Raw genomic sequence first — 22,832 nt, forward strand, 5'->3', positions numbered from 1 at the left:
CCGAAACGCCCCTGAGTGTTCCCCCGCTCAGGGGCGTTTCCCTTTTCTCGTGTCACCCGTGTCAGCGCTGTATCAGGGCCTTGTCAACGCCGGAAGCCAGACTCCTTGCCGTACGGGGATTCGCCTTTCGGTTGGGGGAGCGAGATGGCCGCGATCGCGTTGACCGCAGCGCAGCTCGGCGTCTGGTACGCGAGCAGGCTCGCCCCGGAGAACCCCGGGTTCAACGCCGCGCAGTGCGTTGAGCTGACAGGGTCTGTGGACGTCGACGCGCTGGTTTCCGCGATCGCACGGACGGTCTCCGAGACTGAAGCTCTGCGGGTGCGGTTCACCGATGGCCCTGCTGGAGTGCGGCAGTCGGTGGCGGATCACGGTTCTCCCGTCGCGGTCGTTGATCTGCGGTCGGACTCCACACCGCGGGAGACCGCTCAGGAGTGGATGCGCGAGGACCTCGCCACCGCCTGCGACCTGACCGGTGACGGCTTGTGCGTCACGGCCGTGTTCCTCGTCGGTGACGCCGTGCTGTGGTACCTGCGGGCGCATCACCTGCTGCTGGACGGTGCCGGGTTCCGGCTGGTGAGCGAACGGGTCGCCGCGCACTACAGCTCCGTTGCCGTTGAACCGTTTCCGCCCTTGGACTCGCTGGTCTCCACGGAGGTCACGCGCTTCGCTGACCGCGACTTCTGGCTGCGGCAGATGGGCGACCTGCCGGACGTCGCGACGCTGAGCGGGCGTTCGGTGCCGATGAGCAACACATTTCTGCGATCCGCCGCCGATGTGTCCGTTGTGGACGACGGCTGGCCGATCGCTGTCGTCGCCGCGACCGCGTTGTACGTGAGCCGGGTGTCCGGCTCGGCCGACGTGGTGCTCGGTTTCCCTGTCGCGGCTCGCATCGCACGGGCTTCGCGGAACGTGCCCGGGATGGTCACGAACGTTTTGCCGCTGCGGCTGTGTGTGCGGCAGGACATGACGGTTCAGGAACTGCTGGACCACGTGTCCGGTTCGATGAGCGAGGCGTTGCGGCATCAGCGGTACCGGATCGAGGAGATGCGCCGCGACCTGAACCGGGTGGGCGACGACCGCCGGCTCTACGGGCCGGTCGTGAACATCATGCCGTTCGACCTGGACGACCTGGAGTTCGAGGGCGCGCGGGTGCGGTCTTCGCAGCTGTCGACCGGGCCCGTCGAGGACATCAAGATTTCGGTGCACCCCAGCGGTTCCGGGCTGCGGGTCTGTGTCGACGCCAACCCGGCCGCGTACGACTCGGCAGCGGTCAGCGGGCATGCCTCGCGCCTGATCGGGGTGCTCACCGCGTTGGCCGGGACGTCTCCGGACGTGCCTGTCGGACGGATCGACGTTCGTGCCGAGGGCGAGCGGGTGGCGTTGGAGCCGCTAGAGGTCGCGTCGGTGGAGTACGCGCTGCCGGAGATCTTCGAGCAGCGGGTGCGGGAGTGCCCGGACGCGGTCGCGGTGACGTGTGACGGTGTCGAACTGACGTATCTCGAGTTGAACTCGCGCGCCAACCAGGTGGCGCATTCGCTGATCGCGCGTGGGGTTGGGCCGGAGGACCTGGTCGCGGTGCTGTTGCCGCGGTCGATCGACCTGGTGGTGGCGTTGCTCGGGGTGGTGAAGGCGGGGGCGGCGTATCTGCCGGTCGATCCGTCGTACCCGCGGGCTCGAATCGACTATCTGCTGGAGAACGCGAAGCCCCGGCAGGTGATCACCGAGGTGGAGGTCTCAAGTGAGACTGATGATCCTGTCGTGGCACGGCACCCCGAGCATCCCGCGTACGTCATCTACACGTCCGGCTCCACGGGTCAGCCCAAAGGCGTTGTCGTCCCGCACAGCAACGTGGTCCGGCTCTTCACCGAGACCGATCACTGGTTCGGCTTCGGGCCCGGCGACACCTGGACGTTGTTCCACTCCTTCGCTTTCGACTTCTCCGTCTGGGAGATCTGGGGGCCGCTGCTGCACGGCGGCAAGCTGGTCGTGGTGCCGCACGACGTGTCGCGGTCGCCCGCCGACTTCCTCGACCTGCTCGAGCGGGAACGCGTCACCGTGCTCAACCAGACGCCGTCGGCGTTCTACCAGCTGATCGAGGCCGAGCGGGAACGGTCGCGCGAGCTTTCGCTGCGGTACGTGGTGTTCGGCGGCGAGGCACTCGACCTGCCGCGGCTGCGCGACTGGTACGAGCTGCACGCCGACGACGCGCCGCGGCTGGTCAACATGTACGGCATCACCGAGACCACGGTGCACGTCAGCTTCCGGGCGCTTGAGTCCGCGGACGCGGTGCCAGGAGCGGCCAGTGCGATCGGGGTCGGCATCCCGGACCTGCGGGTGCACGTGCTGGACCAGGCGCTTCAGCCCGTTCCGCCCGGTGTCGCGGGCGAGCTGTACGTGTCGGGTGCCGGGCTTGCGCGAGGCTATCTCGGGCAGCACGCGTTGACGGCGCACCGGTTCGTCGCGGACCCGTTCGGTGCGCCGGGCACGCGGATGTACCGCACCGGTGACGTCGCCCGCCTGCGGGAGGACGGCTCGCTCGACTACCTCGGACGGGCCGACCACCAGGTCAAGATCCGCGGGTTCCGGGTCGAGCTCGGGGAGATCGAGGCCGCGGTCGCCACGCATCCCGGTGTCGCGCACACCGTCGTGCTGCTGCGGGAGGACCGGCCCGGGCATCGAATGCTCGTCGCTTACGTCGTGCCGAACGGTGAGGCCGCCGTCAACACGGTTGTGCTGCGCCGGCACGTCGGCGAGCTGGTGCCCGAACACCTCGTGCCCGGTGCGTTCGTGGTGCTGGACAGCTTGCCGTTGACGCCCAACGGCAAACTCGACCGCCGTGCGCTGCCCGCGCCCGTGCTGGACGGTGTCAGGTCCGGGTCCGACGACCAGCGCGAGACCGTCCTGTGTGGACTCGTGGCCGAGGTGCTCGGGGTCGCGCACGTCGGAGTCGACGACAACTTCTTCGTGCTCGGTGGTGACTCGCTGCTGGCGGACAAGTTCGCCCGGCTGGTGCGGGCCGAGCTGGGCGCCGAGCTGACCGTCACCCAGGTGTTCGACTCGCCGACGGTCGCGGGGATGGCGGTGCTGCTGGACAGTGCGCCGGGGTCCAGGCCGCCGCTGCACGCTGGGTCCAGGCCCGCGCTGATCCCGCTTTCGCCTGCTCAGCGCCGGTTGTGGTTCCTCAGCGCGCTGGACGGGCCGAGTCCGACCTACACGATCCCGATCGGTCTGCGCCTGCCCGGTGCCGTTGACGCCGGCGCGTTGCGTGCGGCGCTCGCGGATGTGGCCGAGCGGCACGAGATCCTGCGCACGACGTTCCCGGACGTGGATGGCGTGCCCTACCAGCACGTCGGTACCAAGGCCCCGGAGCTGTTCGTCGAGCACGTCGGCGACGACGTCATCGCGGCGTTCAAAGAGGCCGCGCGCAGGCCGTTCGACCTGGCTGTGGACCCGCCGTTGCGCGCGCATCTGTTCGTGATCGACGAGCAGGACCACATGCTGTTGCTGGCGTTGCACCACATCGCGGGTGACGGCTGGTCGCTCGCGCCGCTGGGTCGTGACCTGGCCGAGGCCTACACGGCGCGGTGCGGGGGAGAGGCTCCACAGTGGACTCCGCTGCCCGTGCAGTACGCGGACTACGCGCTGTGGCAGCGTGAACTGCTCGCCGAGAACGACCCGAACGGACCGGCCGCCGAGCAGGCGTCGTACTGGACCGACGCGCTCGCCGAGCTGCCCGAGGGCCTGGAACTCCCGACGGACCGGCAGCGGCCCGCCGTCACGAGCTACACCGGCGGCACGATCCCCCTGGAAATCGGGTCCGAGCTGCACCACGCGTTGCTCGATGTCGCCCGGACGCACCGGGTCACGCTGTTCATGGTGCTGCAAGCCGCTTTGGCGACGTTGTTGACGCGGATGGGCGCGGGCACCGACATCCCGATCGGCAGCCCGGTCGCCGGTCGCACCGACGCCGCCACCGCCGACCTCGTCGGCTGCTTCATCAACACCCTGGTGCTGCGGACCGACACGAGCGGCGACCCGTCCTTCGCCGAGCTGCTGCACCGGGTGCGCACGACCGACCTGGAGGCGTTCGCGCACCAGGACATCCCGTTCGAGCAGCTGGTCGACCTGATCAGCCCGGAACGCTCGTTGTCGAGGCAGCCGCTGTTCCAGGTCATGCTGGTGCTGCAGAACAACGACCGCGCGTTCGCCGACCTGAACGGCGTCGTCGGCGAACTGGCCCCGGTGCACGTCGGCGTGGCCAAGTTCGACCTCACCGTCGAGCTGGCCGAACGTCCCGGCGGCATCAGCGGGTTCCTGGAGTACAGCGACGACCTGTTCGAGCCCGAGACGGCCGCGATGATCGCGCGCCGGCTGCTCGACGTGCTCGCCGCCGTGGCACACGCGCCGCAGCGGCCGATCAGCGAGGTCCAGCTGGTCTCGCCGGAAGAGCGTTCGACGGTGCTGTCGTGGTGGAACGAGACCGAGGTGCCGGACGGCGGGATCGCCTCGTTGTTCGAACGCCAGGCCGCTTCGACGCCCGACGCCGTCGCGTTGACCAGCGGCGAGCAGTTCCTGACCTACCGCGAACTGAACGCACGGGCCAACGGTCTCGCCCGCACGCTGGTGCGGCGCGGGGTGAGCGGTGAGACCGGCGTCGCGGTGTTGCTCGACCGGTCGCCGGAGCTCGTCGTCGCGCTGCTCGCCATCCTGAAGACCGGGGCGTTCTTCGTTCCGCTGAATCCTCGCTACTCGGTCGAGCGCATGCGGTCCATGGTCATCGAGACCGGGTGCCGGGTCGTGATCACCGACCGCGCGGACCACGGCCTGGACGCCGCGGCGGTGTCGCCCGTGTCCGAAGTGGACTTCGACGACCTCGGTCTTGAGGTGCACCCGGAGCAGCTGGCGTACGTGATGCACACGTCCGGCTCGACCGGTGTGCCCAAGGGCGTTGCCATCACCCAGCGCGATGTCGTCAGCCTCGCTTTCGACAGCGCGTTCCGCGGTGACGCGCATCGTGTGGTGCTGCTGCACTCGCCGCACTCGTTCGACGCCTCCACCTATGAGCTCTGGGTACCGCTGCTCAACGGCGGCCGGATCGTCGTGGCACCGGAAGGTGAGACCGACGCCGAGGTGCTGGCTGACCTCATCCGCAGTTCGTGTGTGACTGGGCTGTGGCTGACTTCCGGGCTCTTCAACCTCATGGCGGAGGAACACGCCGACTGTTTTGAAGATGTGCGCGAGGTGTGGACCGGCGGCGACGTCGTGTCGCCCGCGTCGGTCAACCGGGTGCTGGCGGTGTGCCCGGACGTCACCGTGGTGAACGGATACGGCCCCACGGAGACCACGACCTTCGCCACGAGCCGCCGGACGTCCTCGCCGGTCGGCACCCGTGTGCCCATCGGCAAGCCGCTCGACAACATGCGGGCGTACGTGCTCGACGCGCTGCTGCGGCCGGTTCCGATCGGCGTGACCGGTGAGCTGTACGTGGCGGGCGCTGGTCTGGCTCGCGGTTACCTCGGCCGTGGCGATCTCACCGCCGAACGGTTCGTCGCTGATCCGTGCGGGGCACCGGGTTCGAGGATGTACCGCACCGGCGACCTGGTGCGGTGGACGACGGGCGGCGAGCTGGAGTTCGTCGGACGTGCCGATGACCAGGTGAAGCTGCGCGGGTTCCGGATCGAGCCGGGTGAGATCGAGGCCAGGCTCGCCGAACTGCCCGGCGTGGCGCAGGCCGCGGTGATCGTGCGGGAGAAGCGGCTCGTCGCCTACGTCGTCGGCACCGCACAGCAGCCGGAGTTGCTGGCACACCTGAAAACCGTGCTGCCGGACTACATGGTCCCTTCGGCGATCGTGCTGATGGACCGGCTTCCGTTGACCGCCAACGGGAAGCTCGACCGACGGGCGCTGCCGGCTCCGGAGGTCACCACCACCGCACGCGAACCCCGCACCGAGGCCGAACGCGTGCTCGCCGGGTTGTTCTGCGAGGTGCTCGGGCTGGCCGAGGCCGGGGTGGACGACGGGTTCTTCGAGTTGGGCGGCGACAGCATCATGTCAGTGCAGCTGGTCAGCCGCGCTCGCAAGGCCGGGTTCGTGATCACGCCCCGGGACGTGTTCGAGCACCGGACCGTGGCGGCGATCGCTGCCGCGGTGAGGACTGATGTGCCTGTTGAGGTTGTCGAGGACGACCCGTTGGGCGAGGTTCCGCTCACGCCGATCATGCACTGGTTGCGGGAGCGCGGCGGGCCGATCCGGAACTTCAGCCAGACGGTCCGGGTGGACGTGGCCGGTGACTTCGAGCGCCAGGTCGTGGCGTTGCAGGCCGTGCTGGATCGGCACGACATGTTGCGGGCGACCTACACCGGAGATGGGTTGACGGTTCCGGCGCCGGGGTCGGTGGACGCCAGGTCGGTGCTGAGGGTCGCGCGGGCGGACGTGGCGACCGAGGCGGCTGAGGCCAGGGATCGGCTGGACCCCGAGCGCGGGGTGATGGTGCAGGCGGTGTTCTTTCCGGCAGAGGTGACTGGCGGGGCAGAGGTGGCTGGCCGGGCGGGGATGGCTGGCGGGCCTGGGGAGGTTGGCGGGCCTGGCGGTGCGGGGATGGCTGGCGGTGCGGGGATGGCTGGCGGGGCGGAGACGGCTGACGCGGTGGGGATGGCTGGCGGGCCTGGGATGGCTGGCGGGCCTGGGGCGACTGGCGTTGCTGGCGGCCGGCTCCTGCTCGTGATCCACCACCTGGTCGTCGACGGCGTCTCGTGGCGTGTCCTCCTGCCCGACCTGGCCGCGGACACCGAGCTGCCGCCCGTGCCCACCTCGTTCCGCCGCTACTCCCGCCTCCTCACCGAGGAAGCAGCCCGGCGCACCCCGGAACTCCCACTGTGGCAGGGCATCTGCCGCCCCGACACGAGGATCTCCGACCCGCTCGATCCCGCCCGCGACACAGCCGGCACCGCGGGTCATCTCACGATCGAACTCGCCGAGGAGACCACAACCGCGCTGCTCACGACCGTGCCCACGGCGTTCCACGGCGGTGTGAACGACGCGTTGCTCACCGCGTTCTCGCTGGCGGTCGCCGACTGGAGGCGCAGGCGAGGCAACGGGGACGACAGCGCGGTCCTGCTCGACCTCGAGGGCCACGGCCGCGAGAGCGAGCTGGACCTGTCCGGCACGGTCGGCTGGTTCACCACCATGCACCCCGTCCGGCTCGACCTCGCCGGGGTCGACCGCCGGGACGCGCTGAACGGTGGTGCGGCGATGGGGGACGCCGTCAAGCTGGTCAAGGAGCAGCTGCGGGCGGTGCCGGACAAGGGCATCGGGTACGGCCTGCTGCGGTACCTGCAAGGTGCAAACGAGCTGGCTGCGCGGCCGCAGTTCGCCTTCAACTACCTGGGCCGGTTCGCCGAGGTCGAGTCCGGCGCGCTCGGGGACGGCGCGGACCCGGCCATGCCGCTGGCGCACGTCGTCGAGCTCAACGCGGTGACCAGGGGCGAGCGGTTGTGCGCCACCTGGAGCTGGCCCACAGCCCTTCTGTCCGAAGTGGACTCCGAGGATCTCGCCCGCACGTGGTTCCGCGCCCTCGAGGCGCTGGTCGAGCACGTCGACGCTGGTGCGGCCGGCGGCTACACGCCTTCCGATCTCCCGCTGGTCTCGCTGAGCCAGGAGCAGATCGACCTACTCGAAGCAGCCTGGAGGGTTTCGACATGACGCAGCAGGCCATCGCGGACGTTCTGCCGCTGTCGCCGTTGCAGGAAGGGCTGCTGTTCCACGCCCTCTACGACGAGCAGGACATCGACGTCTACCACGTCCAGCTGATCTTCGACCTCGACGGGCCGGTGCACGCGCAGACCATGCGCGCCGCGGTCGACGGGCTGTTGAGGCGCCACCCCAACCTGCGGGCGGCGTTCTGGCAACAGGGCCTCGACCGGGCCGTGCAGATCGTGCCGCACGAGGCACGCGTGCCGTGGACAGAGCTCGACAAGTCCGAAATGGACTCATACCTCGCGAAGGACCGCGTGCAGCGGTTCGACCTCGCGAAGCCGCCGCTGCTCAGGGCCGCGCTGATCCGGATCACGCCGAACCGGCATCGGCTCGTGCTGACCACGCACCACATCCTGATCGACGGCTGGTCGATGCCGTTGCTGACGCAGGAGCTGTTCGCGCTGTACGGGTCCGGCGGCGACGAGACTGTGCTGCCGCCGGTCACGCCGTACCGCGCCTACCTGAGCTGGCTTTCCCAGCAGGATCAGGACAGCGCGCGCGAGGCGTGGCGCGCCGCGTTGCAGGACCTGGAGGAGCCCACGCTGATCGCGGGTGCCGACCGCGGCCGTTCGTCGGCATTGCCGGCCCAGCTGTCCGTCGAGCTGCCCGAAGTCGTCAACGCCACCGTCAAGCACGCCGCGCGGACCGCGGGGATCACGGTCAACACGTTCGTCCAGTGCGCGTGGGCGATGCTGCTCGGGTCCGTCTCCGGCCGCACCGACGTGGTGTTCGGCGCGACGATGTCCGGGCGCCCGCCGGAGGTTCCCGGCATCGAGTCGATGCTCGGCCTGTTCATCAACACCCTGCCGGTGCGGGTAGCGCTCAACCCGGCCGACTCGGTGCGCGAGGTGCTGCACGCGGTGCAGGACCAGCAGTCGCGGCTGATGAGCCACCAGCACCTCGGCCTCACCGAGATCCAGCGCGTGGCCGGGCACGGCGAGCTGTTCGACACCGTCGTGGTCTTCGAGAACTACCCGCTGGACCGGGGCGTGCTGCGGTCGTCGGCGGCCGGCGTGCACATGACCGGCATCGAGGTCAACGACGCCACGCACTACCCCGTCAGCCTGCTCGTCATCCCCGGCGAGACCACACGGCTGCGGCTCGACCACCGCGCCGACCTCGTCGACGACGCGGCCGCCCGGTTGCTCGCGGACCGGTTCGTGCACCTGCTTTCCGCGCTCGCGGAGAACCTCGACACCGCGCTGGGCCGCATCGACCTGCTGTTCCCCGGCGAACGCGGCCAGCTGCTCGCCGGACCGGTCACCGAGATCGAAGCGCAGACGCTGCCCGAGCTGTTCGAGGCGCAGGTCGCCCGCACGCCGGACGCCGTTGCTGTGACGTTCGAAGGCTCTCGGCTGACCTACGCGGAGCTGAACGAACGCGCGAACCAGGTGGCGCACAAGCTGATCGCCGCCGGTGCCGGTCCTGACGAGATCGTGGCGATCCAGATGCCCCGGTCGCTGGACATGATCGCCGCGCTGGTCGGCGTGCTGAAGTCCGGTGCCGCCTATCTGCCGGTCGACCCCGAGTACCCGGCCGCGCGGATCGAGGCGATGCTGACCGACGCCGCCCCGCTGTGCGTGCTGACTCCGGGGTGGTTCACCGGCTTCGCCAGCGCCGCCGACCCGACCGACGCTGATCGCGTGAGGCCGCTGCGGCCTGAGCACCCCGTGTACGTGATCTACACGTCCGGGTCGACGGGCAAGCCCAAGGGCGTGGTCATGCCCGCGAGCGTGCTGGTGAACCTGTTGCAGTGGGAGCGTTCCGGCGGTCCTGGCACCGTCACCGCGCAGTTCACGACGCTGAGCTTCGACGTCGCGGCGCAGGAGATCCTGTCCGCGCTGCTGTCCGGCAAGACGCTCGCCGTGCCGTCCGACGAAACCCGCCGCGACTCGGCCGCGTTCGTGAAGTGGCTGGCCGCCAACGAGGTCAACGAGCTGTTCGCGCCGAACCTCGTGATCGAGTCGCTGTGCCAGGCCGCGGCCGAGCTGGGTGTCGAACTGCCGGCACTGACGGACATCGCGCAGGCCGGTGAAGCGTTCGTGCTGAGCGAGCACGTCCGCGAGTTCCAGAAGACCACCGCACTGCACAACCACTACGGCCCGGCCGAGACGCACGTCGTCACGACCACCTCGGTGGCTCGGGACAGCGCGGACCGTCCACCGATCGGCCTGCCCATCGGCAACGCGCGGGCGTACGTGCTCGACGCGGCGTTGCGCGTGGTGCCGCAGGGTGTGACGGGCGAGCTGTACCTCGCGGGTGCCGTGCTGGCGCAGGGATATCTGAAGCGGCCGGGCCTGACCTCGGAGCGGTTCGTCGCCGATCCGTTCGGAGCGCCGGGATCGAGGATGTACCGCACCGGCGACCTGGCCCGGGTCAACGCCGCCGGGTCGCTGGAATTCGTCGGTCGTGCCGACCACCAGGTGAAGGTGCGCGGGTTCCGCATCGAGCTGGGCGAGATCGAGTCCGTGCTGCTCGACCAGCCGGGTGTGTCGAAGGCAGTGGTCATCGCCCGCGACTCGGTGCTCGTCGCGTACGTCGTCGGTGACGCGGACCTGGCCGAGGTGGCACGCAGACTGCCGGACTTCATGGTGCCGTCCGCGGTCGTGGTGCTGGACGAGTTCCCGTTGAACCCCAACGGCAAGCTCGACCGGGCCGCGCTGCCCGCACCGGAGGCCGCGCCGTCCCGCCGTCCGCGCACCGCGTCGGAAGAGATCATCTGCGGGCTGTTCGCCGAGGTGCTCGGCCGCGCGGAGGTCGGTGTCGGCGACAACTTCTTCGAGCTGGGCGGGCATTCGCTGCTCGCGACCAGGCTGGTGAGCAAGATCCGCGCGGCGGTCGGCGCCGAACTGACCGTGCGCGAGCTGTTCGAGGCACCCACTCCGGGCTCGCTGGCCCTGGTCACCGGACGTGCGAACACGCGTCCGCCGGTGACCGTGCGCGAGCGCGACGACCTGGTGCCGCTGTCGTTCGCGCAGAAGCGGCTGTGGTTCCTGCACCGGCTGGAAGGCCCCAGCGCCACCTACAACATCCCGCTCGGCCTGCGCATGTCCGGCGCGCTGGACGTCGCGGCGTTGCGGACCGCCTTGGATGACGTCGTGCTGCGCCACGAGACGTTGCGGACGGTGTTCCCCGACGAGTCGGGCGTGCCGTTCCAGCTGGTCCTGGACGCGCCGGTGGTGCCGTTCGAGGTCCGCAGCGTCACCGAGGACGAGCTGCCGGAGGAGATCGCGGCTGTCGGCCGGCACCCGTTCGACCTGGCTCTGGAGACGCCGATCCGGGTCACCGTGTTCGAGATCGCGCCGGACGAGCACGTGCTCTGCGTGCTGCTGCACCACATCGCGGGTGACGGCTGGTCGTTCGCCCCGCTGCTGCGCGATCTCGCCTCGGCCTACGCGGCCCGATGTCTCGGTGACACTCCACAGTGGACACCGCTGCCCGTGCAGTACGCGGACTACACGCTGTGGCAACGCGACCTGCTCGGCTCCGAAGACGACCCGGACTCAGTTGTCACGCGACAGCTGGCTCACTGGACCTCGCACCTGCGTGGGGCGCCTGCCGAGCTCGACCTGCCGACGGACCGCAAACGGCCCGAGGTCGCCCGGTACCGCGGCGAGACCGTGCCGTTCACCGTCGACCCGTCCCTGCACGTGCTGCTCTCGCAGGTCGCGCGGGACCACCAGGCCACGCTGTTCATGGTGCTGCAGGCCGCGCTGGCTACGCTGCTGACGCGGATGAGCGCGGGCACCGACGTGCCGATCGGCTCGCCGATCGCGGGCCGCACCGACGAGGCGCTGGACGACCTGGTCGGGTTCTTCGTCAACACGCTGGTGCTGCGGACCGACACGAGCGGCGACCCGACGTTCCGCGAGCTGCTGGGCCGGGTGCGGTCGGCGGACCTCGCCGCGTACGCGCACCAGGACCTGCCGTTCGAGCGGCTGGTCGAGGTGCTGAACCCCGAGCGGTCGCTCTCGCGCAACCCGCTGTTCCAGGTGCTGCTGGCGTTCCAGAACATGCCCGCCGGCGACCTGGACTTCCCCGGACTCGTGGTCGCGCAGGAGTGGGTGCGGGTCGACTTCGCGAAGTTCGACCTGGCGCTGGCCGTGCGCGAGGAGCCGGAGGGCGGGCTGGTCGGTGACTTCGAGTTCAACACCGATCTGTTCGACCGGGCGACCGTCGAGGCGTTCGGCGAGCGGTTGCGGGTGTTGCTCGTGCAGCTCGTGGAGAAGCCGCAGCGGCGGCTCAGCGAGTTCGGTGTGCTGCTCGAGGGTGAGAGTGATCGGTTGCTCTCCGCTTGGAGTGCCACCGCAGAAGGTCCGGTGCCCGCAACGGTTCCTGCGCTCTTCGCCGCGCAGGTCGCCGAGCGGCCCGAGGCCACGGCGCTGGTGTTCGAGGACGTCGAGCTGACGTATGCCGAGCTGGACTCCAGGGCGAACCGGTTGGCACACCTGCTGATCGATGCCGGGGTGACGAGCGGCGAGCTGGTGGCGCTGCGGATGCCTCGGTCGGTCGAGCTGGTGGTCGCGCAGCTCGCGGTGATGAAGGCGGGTGCGGCTTACCTGCCGGTGGATCCCGGCTATCCGGCCGAGCGCATCGAGTACATGCTGGCCGACGCGAAGCCGGCGCTCGTTCTTGACGGGTCAGAAGACACTTCGGCTTTCCCCTCCACTGATCCCGCCGTCGAGATCGACCCCACCCAGGCCGCTTACGTCATCTACACCTCGGGCTCCACGGGCCGCCCCAAGGGCGTCGTCGTGTCCCACTTCGGCGCGAACGCCCTGGTCCAGTCCCAGATCGAACGGCTCGCGGTCGGCGAAGGCAGCCGCGTGCTGCAGTTCGCGTCCATCAGCTTCGACGCGGCGTTCTGGGAGCTGTGCATGTCACTGCTCACCGGCGCCACGATGGTCGTCGCCCCCGCCGACCGGCTGCTGCCCGGCGACCCGCTCACCAAGCTGGTCAACGAGCAGCGCGTCACCCACGTGACCCTGCCGCCCACCGCGCTCTCCGTCATGTCGCCCGGCGACTGGCCGGGAGTGGGCACGCTCGTGGTCGCGGGCGAGGCCTGCCCGCCGGACGTCGTCGCCGCGTGGTCCCGCGACCGCGTGATGATCAACGCATACGGTCCCACCGAGACCACGGTCTGCGCCACGATGAGCTGGCCACTGTCCGGTGTGGACGTTCCTGCCATCGGCACGCCCATCGTGGGTGCGCGGACGTACGTGCTGGACGACTCGCTGCGTCCGGTACCGGTCGGCGTGACGGGCGAGCTGTACCTGGCCGGGGCGGGCGTGGCAGTGGGCCACCTCGGCCGCCCCGGCCTCTCCAGCGAGCGCTTCGTCGCGGACCCGTACGGTCCGGCGGGAAGCAGGATGTACCGGTCCGGCGACCTGGCGAGGTGGACGGGCAACGGCGAGCTGGAGTTCGCAGGACGCGCGGACGACCAGGTCAAGGTGCGCGGGTTCCGGATCGAGCCCGGTGAGGTCGAAGCGGCGCTGTCGGCGTGCCCCGGGGTGGCGCAGGCCGCGGTGATCGCGCGCGGCGACCAGCTCGTCGGGTACGTCGTGCCGTCCGCCGACCGCGACCTGGACCGGGAAGCCGGCCAGATCGACGAGTGGCAGGAGACCTACGAGACGGTCTACTCCGACGTCGCGTCCGGGCGGTTCGGCGAGACGTTCGACGGCTGGAACTCCAGCTACACCGGCGAACCCATCCCCCTGGAGCAGATGCGGGAGTGGCGCAAGGCCACGGTCGACAGCATTCTCGCGCTGAAGCCGCGGCGGGTGCTGGAGCTCGGCGTCGGCAGCGGCCTGATCCTCGCGAAGATCGCGCCGCACGTGGACGAGTACTGGGGCGCCGACTTCTCGCACGCGGTGATCGACTCGCTCAAGGCGCAGATCGAGGAACAGGGCCTCGCGAGCAGGGTCAAGCTCGACGCCAAGGCCGCGCACGAACTGGACGGGTTGCCCACGTTCGACACGATCGTCATCAACTCGGTCGTGCAGTACTTCCCGAACGCCGCCTACCTGACCGAGGTCATCGAGGGCGCGTTGAAGCTTCTCGTCCCCGGCGGGCGCGTGTTCGTCGGTGACGTCCGCAACCTGAGGCTGCTGCCGCAGTTCCGTGCCGCCGTCGAACGCGGACGTGGCGCGGTGCCCGCCCCGGAACGCGAGCTGCTCGTCGACCCGAGCTACTTCGCCACGATCGACGGCGTCTCGGCGGTCGACGTCCGGGTCCAGCGCGGCACGTTCCACAACGAGCTGACCCGGCACCGCTACGACGTCGTGCTGCACAAGCAGGTCGGCGACGTCCTGTCGGCGCGGCACGCCCGCGTCGTCCCGTGGACCACCCTCGACGACCTGAGGTCGCTGGAGGGACTGGTCCGCGTCACCGGCATCCCGAACGGGCGGCTGGAAGGCGCCACCGGCGTCGACCCGGAAGCGCTCTACGAACTGGGAGCCGCGGCCGTCACGTGGTGCGGCGACACCGAGTTGGACGCGATCTTCACGTCCGGCGGGGCAGTGCTCACCGACGTGCACCTGCCGGAACCGAACCGCCCGCACACCAACGATCCCGCCCGCGCGCTCAGCGGTGGCGAGCTGGTCAGGTCGGTCCGCGACCACCTGACCGAACGCCTGCCCGCGCACCTGGTGCCGACGGCGTTCGTCGTGCTCGACGAGCTGCCGCTGACCCCCAACGGAAAGATCGACCGCAAGGCGTTGCCCGCGCCGGAGTTCCGCTCCACCGAACGACGGGCGCCCCGCAACGCCGACGAGCAGGTCGTGTGTGCGCTGTTCGCCGAGGTGCTCGGACTGCCCGAGGTCGGCGTCGACGACAACTTCTTCGACCTCGGCGGCCATTCGCTGCTCGCGACGAGGCTGGTCAGCCGCGTGCGTGCGGCGGCAGGTGCCGAACTGGCCGTGCGAGACCTGTTCGAGGCCCCGACCCCGGCCGAGTTCGCCGTGCTGCTCAACAGCGCGGGCAGTGCACGTCCGCCGCTCGTCCGCCGGGAGCGCGGTGAGCGCGTCCCGTTGTCGCACGCGCAGCAGCGGTTGTGGTTCCTCAACCAGCTCGAAGGGCCGAGCGCCACCTACAACATCCCCTTGCCGCTGCGGCTGTCCGGGCCGATCGACGTCGACGCACTGACGCGGGCACTCGGCGACGTCGTGGCGCGCCACGAATCGTTGCGCACGCTGTTCCCGCAGACCGAGGGCGAGCCGTACCAGCACATCCTGGCCGAGGCGAGCCCTGTGCTCGACGTCGTGGACGTGACCGCGGACGAGCTCGCCGGCGCGGTGCGCGACGCGGCACGGCACGCGTTCGACCTCGCCACCGACCTGCCGGTGCGGGCGTGGCTGTTCCGGCTCGGTGAAGAGGAGCACGTGCTGCTCCTGCTCCTGCACCACATCGCCGGCGACGGCTGGTCGTGGGCACCGCTGTCCCGTGATCTCGGCGTGGCTTACGAAGCGCGACGGAACGACAGTGCTCCACAGTGGACCGACCTGGCCGTGCAGTACGCGGACTACACGCTGTGGCAGCGCGACCTGCTCGACGAGGTGCTGAACCCGCAGCTGGCGTACTGGGCGCAAGCGCTTGCGGACCTCCCTGACCAGATCGAGCTGCCCTCCGACCGGCCACGTCCGGCGGTGGCGTCCAGCGCCGGCGACGCGTTCGCGTTCCGCGTCTCGACCGGCCTGCACCGCTCGCTGCTCGACCTCGCGAAGTCCGAGCAGGCCACGCTGTTCATGGTCATGCAGGCGGCACTCGCGGCCCTGCTGAGCAGGATGGGCGCGGGCACCGACATCCCGATCGGGTCGCCGATCGCCGGCCGTACCGATGAGGCTCTGGACGATCTGGTCGGATTCTTCGTCAACACGCTGGTGCTGCGGACGGACACTTCAGGAGATCCCACGTTCCGCGACCTGCTGGGCCGCGTGCGGGCCACCGACCTGGCCGCGTACGCCCACCAGGACCTGCCGTTCGAGAAGCTCGTCGAACGACTGGCGCCGGAGCGGTCGCTGTCGCGGCACCCGCTGTTCCAGGTGATGCTGGCGTTCCAGAACTCCGTGTCCGGCGACCTCGACCTGCCCGGCCTCGACGCGAGCCTGGAGACCATCGGCGTCGGCATCGCGAAGTTCGACCTGCACCTCAGCCTGGCCGAACGCGTCACGTCCGACGGGTCGCCCGCCGGCGTCGACTGCGCGCTGGAGTACCGCACCGACCTGTTCGACCTGGCCACGGTCGAGGCGCTGGCGGACAAGCTGGTCCGGCTGCTGAAGCTCGCCGCGCAGACACCGGACCGTCCACTGCGGACGTTCGACCTGCTGCGCACCGAGCAGGCCGAGCTGCTCGCCGCCGGACGTGGTGACGTGCGGAAGGTTCCGAAGGTCACCGTGCCGAAGCTGTTCGAGTCCCAGGTGTTCCGCACCCCGGACGCGATCGCCGTGACGTTCCAGGGCACCAAGCTGACCTACGAGGAGCTGAACGAGCGCGCGAACCGGTTGGCGCACCTGCTGATCGGCCGCGGCGCCGGGCCGGAGTCCGTGGTGGCGCTGGCGTTGCCGAGGTCGGCGGACCTGATCGTGGCGTTGATCGCGGTGCTCAAGACCGGTGCCGCGTACCTGCCGATCGACGTCGAGTACCCGGCCGACCGCGTCGAGTACATGCTCGCGGATGCCAAGCCACAGGTCGTGATCACGCCGGAACTACTGCGGGACAGCACTCTCGCCGACGAACCCGACCACAACCCGGCCGACTTCTGCCGCACGGCACGGCTGCACCGCGAGCACCCGGCGTACCTGGTCTACACGTCTGGGTCGACCGGCAAGCCGAAGGCCGTGGTGATGCCGACGTCCGGGCTCGCGAACCTGCTGACCTGGCACGCGAGCCGGTTCCCCGGTGGCGTCGGGACCACGACCGCCCAGTTCACCGCCATCGGGTTCGACTTCTCGGTGCAGGAGATCCTGTCCGCGCTGGTGTCCGGCCGCACGCTCGCCGTGCCGTCCGAGGAAGTCCGGCGCAGCGCAGAGGAACTCGTGAAGTGGCTGGCGGCCAACGAGGTCAACGAGCTGTTCGCGCCGAACCTGGTGATCGAGTCGCTGTGCGAGGCGGCGGGGGAGATGCGGGCCGAGCTGCCCGCGCTCACCGACGTGCTGCAGGGCGGCGAGGCGCTGACGCTGAGCCACCGGGTGCGCGAGTTCTTCGCGAGGCCGGGACGCAGGCTGCACAACGTCTACGGTCCCGCCGAGACGCACGCGGTCACCACCAGCACGCTGCCGGACGACCCGGCGGACTGGCCGGCGTCGTCGTCGATCGACGGCACGATCTCCAACACCCGCGTCTACGTGCTGGACGACCAGCTGCGGCTCGTGTCGCCCGGCGTGGCGGGGGAGCTGTACCTCGCGGGCAACGGTGTGGCGCGCGGGTACTTCGGCAAGCACGCGCTGACGGCGTCGCGGTTCGTCGCGGACCCGTTCGGCCCGGCCGGATCCCGCATGTACCGCACCGGTGACCTGGTGCGCTGGCGTTCCGACGGGACGCTTGAGTTCCTCGGCCGTGCCGACGACCAGGTGAAGGTGCGCGGGTTCCGGATCGAGCTGGGCGAGGTCGAGGCGGCACTGACCGCGCAGCCCGGTGTTCTGAAGGCGGCTGTGATCGTCCGTGACTCCGTGCTGGTCGCGTACGTGGTCGGCGAGGTGGACCGTGCCGCGGTCGCGCGGGCGTTGCCGGACTTCATGGTGCCGTCCGCGTACGTGACGCTCGACGAGTTCCCGTTGACGCCCAACGGGAAGCTCGACCGGAAGGCACTGCCTTCGCCGGAGGCCCGTGCGTCGCGTGCTCCGCGCACCCCGGTCGAGGAGATCATGTGCGGCCTGTTCGCCGAGGTGCTCGGCGTGGCCGTCGCGGGCGTGGACGACGGGTTCTTCGAGCTGGGCGGGCATTCGCTGCTCGCGACGCGGCTGGTCAGCAAGGTTCGCTCGGTGCTGGGTGCCGAGATGACCGTGCGGGACCTGTTCGAGTCGCCGACCCCTGCCGGGCTGGCCGCGACGATCTCGTTGAGCGGTGAGGCCAGGCCCGCGCTGGTCCGTTACGACCGGAGCCGGGACGTGCCGTTGTCGTTCGCCCAGCAGCGGTTGTGGTTCCTGCACCGGCTGGAGGGGCCGAGCCCGACGTACAACCTGCCGTTCGCGTTGCGGCTCAGCGGTGAGCTCGACGTGGAGGCGTTGCGGGCGGCGGTTCGTGACGTCGTGACGCGGCACGACTCGTTGCGGACGATCTTCCCGGACCAGACAGGCCGATCCTGCCGGGTGCTCGACGAGGTGCCGTCGCTGGACGTCGTCGCGTCCACCGACATCGCGGCGGATCTCGCCGAAGCCGTGCGGTACGGGTTCGACCTCGCGACCGAGCTGCCGATTCGCGTGACGTTGTTCGAGGTCTCGGACGATGAGCACGTGCTGTGCCTGTTGCTGCACCACATCGCGGGTGACGGCTGGTCGCTGGCGCCGCTCATGGGTGATCTCGTGACGGCGTACACCGCGCGATGTGAGGGTAGGGCTCCACAGTGGACCGAGCTGCCGGTGCAGTACGCGGACTACACGCTGTGGCAGCGCGAACTGCTCGGTTCCGAGGACGACCCGCGCAGCCTGGTGTCGCGGCAGATCGAGTTCTGGCGCGGCGCTCTGGCCGGGCTGCCGGACGAGCTGGTGCTGCCGGTGGACCGGCCTCGGCCGGCGATCGGCGGCGCGGACGGCGACACCGTGCTGTTCCAGCTCGACGGCGACCTGCACCGAGGGCTTGTCGAGCTGGCGCGTGCGGAGGGTGCGAGTCTGTTCATGGTGCTGCAGGCCGCGCTGGCGGTGCTGCTGATCAGGATGGGCGCGGGAACGGACATCCCGATCGGGTCGCCGATCGCCGGTCGCACCGATGAGGCTTTGGACGACCTGGTCGGGTTCTTCGTCAACACGTTGGTGCTGCGGACCGATACCTCCGGCGACCCGACGTTCCGCGAGCTGCTGGACCGGGTGCGGACGTCTAACCTCGCCGCTTACGCGCACCAGGACCTGCCGTTCGAGCGGTTGGTCGAGGCTCTCAACCCCGAGCGGTCGTTGTCGCGGCAGCCGTTGTTCCAGGTGCTGCTGGCGTTGCAGAACACCCCTGAGGCGGCGCTGGAACTGCCGGGGTTGGAGGCGCGCGTCGAGCCGTTCGGGATCGGGGTCGCGAAGTTCGACCTGACGGTGAACCTGACCGAGCGCCCGGACGGGGTCGACGCGGTGATCGAGTACCGCACGGACCTGTTCGACCGCGGCACGGTCGAGGCGCTGACCGAGCGTCTGGTCACGGTGCTGCGAGCCGGGGTGTCCACTCCGGACGCTCCGATCGGCTCGGTCGACGTGCGCACCTCGGCTGAGCGGGCGATGGTCGTCTTCGCCGAAGAGCCCGCGTACGACGGCACGATCGCGGAGCGGTTCGCCGAGCAGGTGACCCGGACTCCGGACGCCGTCGCGGTGTCGGGGGACGGTGTCTCGCTGACCTACCGCGAGCTGGACGAGCGGTCGAACCGGCTGGCGAACAAGCTGGTCGAGCTGGGTGTCCGAACGGAAGACGCGGTCGGCGTGCTGCTCGAACGGTCGCCCGAGGTCGTGGTCGCGACGCTCGCGATCGTCAAGGCCGGTGGCGTGTACGTGCCGCTGCACCACGGTTTCCCGGCCGATCGCATGCGACTCGTGCTGCGCGAGACCGGCGCTCAGCTGCTGGTGACCGACCGCGAGACCGACTTGGGCTGTGTCGAGGTCTCGGTCAGTCAGTTGCTGGCTTCGGCTGAGGATCCCGGTGTGCGCGGGCATGCCGAGCAGCTCGCGTACGTCATGTACACCTCGGGTTCGACCGGTACGCCCAAGGGCATCGGGATCACCCACCGCGACGTGCTCAGCCTGGCGTTCGACCCGTGCTGGCGCTCGGGGCCGGGGGAGCGGGTGCTGATGCACTCGCCGCACGCGTTCGACATCTCGACCTACGAGCTGTGGGTGCCGCTGCTCACCGGCGCGCAGATCGTCGTGGCACCGCCCGGTGATCTCGACGTGATCGCGCTGCGGCAGGCCATCACGGGGGTCACCTGCGTGATGCTGACCGCCGGTCTGTTCGGGCTGCTGGCCGACCTCGCGCCGGACTGCTTCGTCGGCGTCCGCGAGGTGTGGACGGGCGGCGACGTCGTGTCCGCGACCGCGATCAAGCGGGTGCTGGACGTGTGTCCGTGCACGGTGGTGCAACACCTCTACGGGCCGACCGAGACGACGCTGGGTGTCACTCACCTGACCTTGACCGCGTCGAAGCCGGTGCCACCGACCGTCCCCATTGGACGCCCGTTGCGCGGTGTTCGTGCCTACGTGCTGGACTCCCAGCTGGCTCCGGTGCCCACCGGGGTGGCGGGTGAGCTGTACATCGCGGGTGCTGGGCTGGCCCGTGGCTATCTCGGGCGGGTGGCGCTGACCGCGGAACGGTTCGTCGCCGACCCGTTTGGCCCGGCTGGATCCCGGATGTACCGCACCGGTGACGTGGCGCGGTGGCGGTCGGACGGCACGCTGGAGTTCGCCGGCCGCGCCGACGACCAGGTCAAGGTCCGCGGGTTCCGGGTGGAGCTGGGCGAGGTCGAGACGGCGATCGCCGCGCACCCGGACGTGACCCGTGCGGCCGTGGTCAGGGTCGACGACCGGCTGGTCGGCTACCTGGTGGCCGGGCAGGTGGATCTCGCGGAGCTGCGTCAGGACCTGGCCCGCACGCTGCCCGACTACATGATCCCGTCGGCGTTGCTCGTGCTCGACCGGTTGCCGCTGACCCCCAACGGAAAGCTCGACAGGGCCGCGCTGCCCGCACCGGACTGGGCGGCCGCCCAGTCCGCCGACGCCCCGCTCACGCCACAGGAAGAGGTGCTGGCGGGACTGTTCGCGGAAGCTCTGGGACTTCCCGGGGTCGGCCGGACGGACAGCTTCTTCGACCTCGGCGGGCATTCGTTGCTGGTCGCTCGGCTGGCCGCACGGATCACCGCCGTGCTCGGTGTGACCGTCGGCATCCGCGACCTGTTCGAGGCGCCGACCGTGGCGAGTCTGGCGGAACGGCTGGAGGTCGGCACCGAGCACGACTCGCTCGACGTGCTGCTTCCGTTGCGCTCCGGTGGTGACGGCGCCCCGCTGTTCTGCGTCCACCCCGCCGGCGGCATCGGCTGGATCTACTCCGGGCTGCTGCGGCACCTCTACCGGCCGCTGTACGCGGTGCAGGCCAGGGGACTCGGTCAGCCGGACCCGTTGCCGTCGTCGATCGAGGAGATGGCCGCGGACTACGTCGAGCAGATCCGCAAGACGCAGCCGCAGGGCCCGTACCACCTGCTCGGCTGGTCGTTCGGCGGCATGGTCGCGCAGGCGGTGGCGACCAGGCTGCGTGACCAGGGTGACGAGGTCGCGCAGCTCGTCGTGCTGGACGCGTTCCCGTCGACCTGGGAGGAGGGCCACGAGCTCGGCGAGCAGGACATCCTGTGGTTGCTGCTGAACGCAGTCAACGTCCGGGCCGACGACCGGCCGTTGACCAGGGAGACCGTGCGCGAGGTGTTGCGCTCCGAGGGAAGTGCTTTGGCGAGCCTCGACGAGCAGCACATCGACGCGATGCTCGAGGTGTTCCTCAACAACAGCAAGCTGATGCAGCGCTTCGAGCCCGGACTCTTCGACGGTGACCTGCTCGTTTTCACCGCGGCGCAAGGCCGTTCCGAGTCCTCGCCGACGGCGGACGCCTGGCAGCCCTACGTCACCGGACGCATCAGCGACCACTTCGTCGACGCCGACCACGGCGGCATGACGCGACCCGACGCGCTGGCCGAGGTGGCCCGCGTGCTCAACGAAAGGCACTGATCATGACGAACCCGTTCGAGAACGACGACCTCCGGTTCCTCGTGCTGGTCAACGAGGAGGGCCAGCACTCGCTGTGGCCCGCGTTCGCCGAGGTGCCCGCCGGCTGGCGCGTCGCGTTCGGCGAGGACAGCAGGCAGGCGTGTCTTCAGCACGTCGAGGAGAACTGGACCGACCTGCGCCCGAAGAGCCTGGTGGAGGCCACCCGTGACTGACACCGCGGTGGTGGACGACTACTTCACGCTGGTCGACGACAGCTGCGTGGCGGTCTTGCCGCACGTGCTGCGGATCGCGGCCGAGCTGAAGATCGCCGACCACCTGCCGGCTTCGGCTGCCGCGCTGGCGTCCATTGTGGATGCGGACACCGATGCGGTGCACCGGTTGCTGCGGGCGCTGGCCAGTGTGGGGCTGCTCGCCGAGTCCGGTGGGACGTTCGCGCTGACCGAGCGCGGGCAGCGGCTGACCACGTCGTGGGCGTCGCTGGTGAACATGGACTCGCAGCTCGCGTGGATCCGGGCGACCGACACGATCCGCTCCGGCCGTTCGTCGTTCGACCAGGCGCACCGCGGGGAGTTCTTCTCGCACAAGGACGACGACCTCGAAGCGAACCGGATGTTCCTGCGCCGCATGCGGGAACGCGCGAGCCGCTCGTACCCGGAGTTCGCCGCTGCCGTCGACTGGACGCCGTGCTCGGTCGTGATGGACATCGGCGGCGGGGACGGGTACCTGATCGAGACGGTGCTCTCGCATGCCGCTCACGTCAGCGGAGTGCTGTTCGACCGGCCTGCCACCGTCGACGTGGTGGAGGAAGCAGGTCTGCCCGCACGGCTGCGGTGTGAGCGCGGCGACTTCTTCGAGAAGGTGGCCGCCGGTGCCGACACGCACCTGATGTGCAGCGTTCTGCACGACTGGACCGACTCGCAGTGCACGGAGATCCTGCGCCACAGCAAGGAAGCTCTGGAGCCGGGTGGCCGGCTGCACATCGTGGAGATGATCGTTCCCGACGGCGACGAGTTCCACCCGAGCAAGTGGAGCGATGTCGGGATGATGGTGCTCACCGGTGGCAAAGAACGCACTCTCGCGGAGTTCTCTTCGCTGCTCGAGGCTTCCGGTTACGCGCTGCAGTCCGTCCGCGCGATTCCCGGCTCGTACTTCTCTGTCATCACAGCTGTTTGAGGGTTTTGAAGG

At 70.0% G+C, this 22,832-nt stretch carries 4 protein-coding genes; all 4 read left to right on the top strand.

All coding sequences use genetic code 11. The features are described 5' to 3' along the window. The first annotated feature begins 144 nt into the window (after nucleotides 1–144). The 4 genes from ABZ345_RS08840 to ABZ345_RS08855 are packed head-to-tail and all read left to right on the top strand — an operon-like array spanning nucleotide 145 to nucleotide 22,820. Nucleotides 145–7,701, top strand: coding sequence for an amino acid adenylation domain-containing protein (locus tag ABZ345_RS08840; RefSeq protein WP_359844501.1), 7,557 nt, complete (start codon nucleotides 145–147; stop codon nucleotides 7,699–7,701). Next, nucleotides 7,698–21,647, top strand: coding sequence for an amino acid adenylation domain-containing protein (locus tag ABZ345_RS08845; protein ID WP_359844503.1), 13,950 nt, complete (start codon nucleotides 7,698–7,700; stop codon nucleotides 21,645–21,647). The genes ABZ345_RS08840 and ABZ345_RS08845 overlap by 4 nt, the downstream gene beginning before the upstream one ends. Nucleotides 21,648–21,649: 2 nt before the next feature. Then, nucleotides 21,650–21,859: an MbtH family protein gene (locus tag ABZ345_RS08850; RefSeq protein ID WP_359844505.1), complete on the top strand. Its 210-nt coding sequence runs from the start codon at nucleotides 21,650–21,652 to the stop codon at nucleotides 21,857–21,859. Continuing rightward, entirely contained in the window at nucleotides 21,852–22,820 is a 969-nt protein-coding gene (locus ABZ345_RS08855; RefSeq protein ID WP_359844507.1) for a methyltransferase, read from the top strand. Before ABZ345_RS08850 ends, ABZ345_RS08855 begins: the two co-directional genes overlap by 8 nt. The last annotated feature ends 12 nt before the right edge of the window (nucleotides 22,821–22,832 follow it).

Source organism: Lentzea sp. NPDC005914 (assembly GCF_040629405.1).
Classification (GTDB): domain Bacteria; phylum Actinomycetota; class Actinomycetes; order Mycobacteriales; family Pseudonocardiaceae; genus Lentzea.

What these genes read in the sequence shown, in the direction of transcription:
- ABZ345_RS08840 (WP_359844501.1), top strand. Translation starts at nt 145, where the DNA reads ATGGCCGCGATCGCGTTGACCGCAGCGCAGCTCGGCGTCTGGTACGCG.
- ABZ345_RS08845 (WP_359844503.1), top strand. Translation starts at nt 7,698, where the DNA reads ATGACGCAGCAGGCCATCGCGGACGTTCTGCCGCTGTCGCCGTTGCAG.
- ABZ345_RS08850 (WP_359844505.1), top strand. Translation starts at nt 21,650, where the DNA reads ATGACGAACCCGTTCGAGAACGACGACCTCCGGTTCCTCGTGCTGGTC.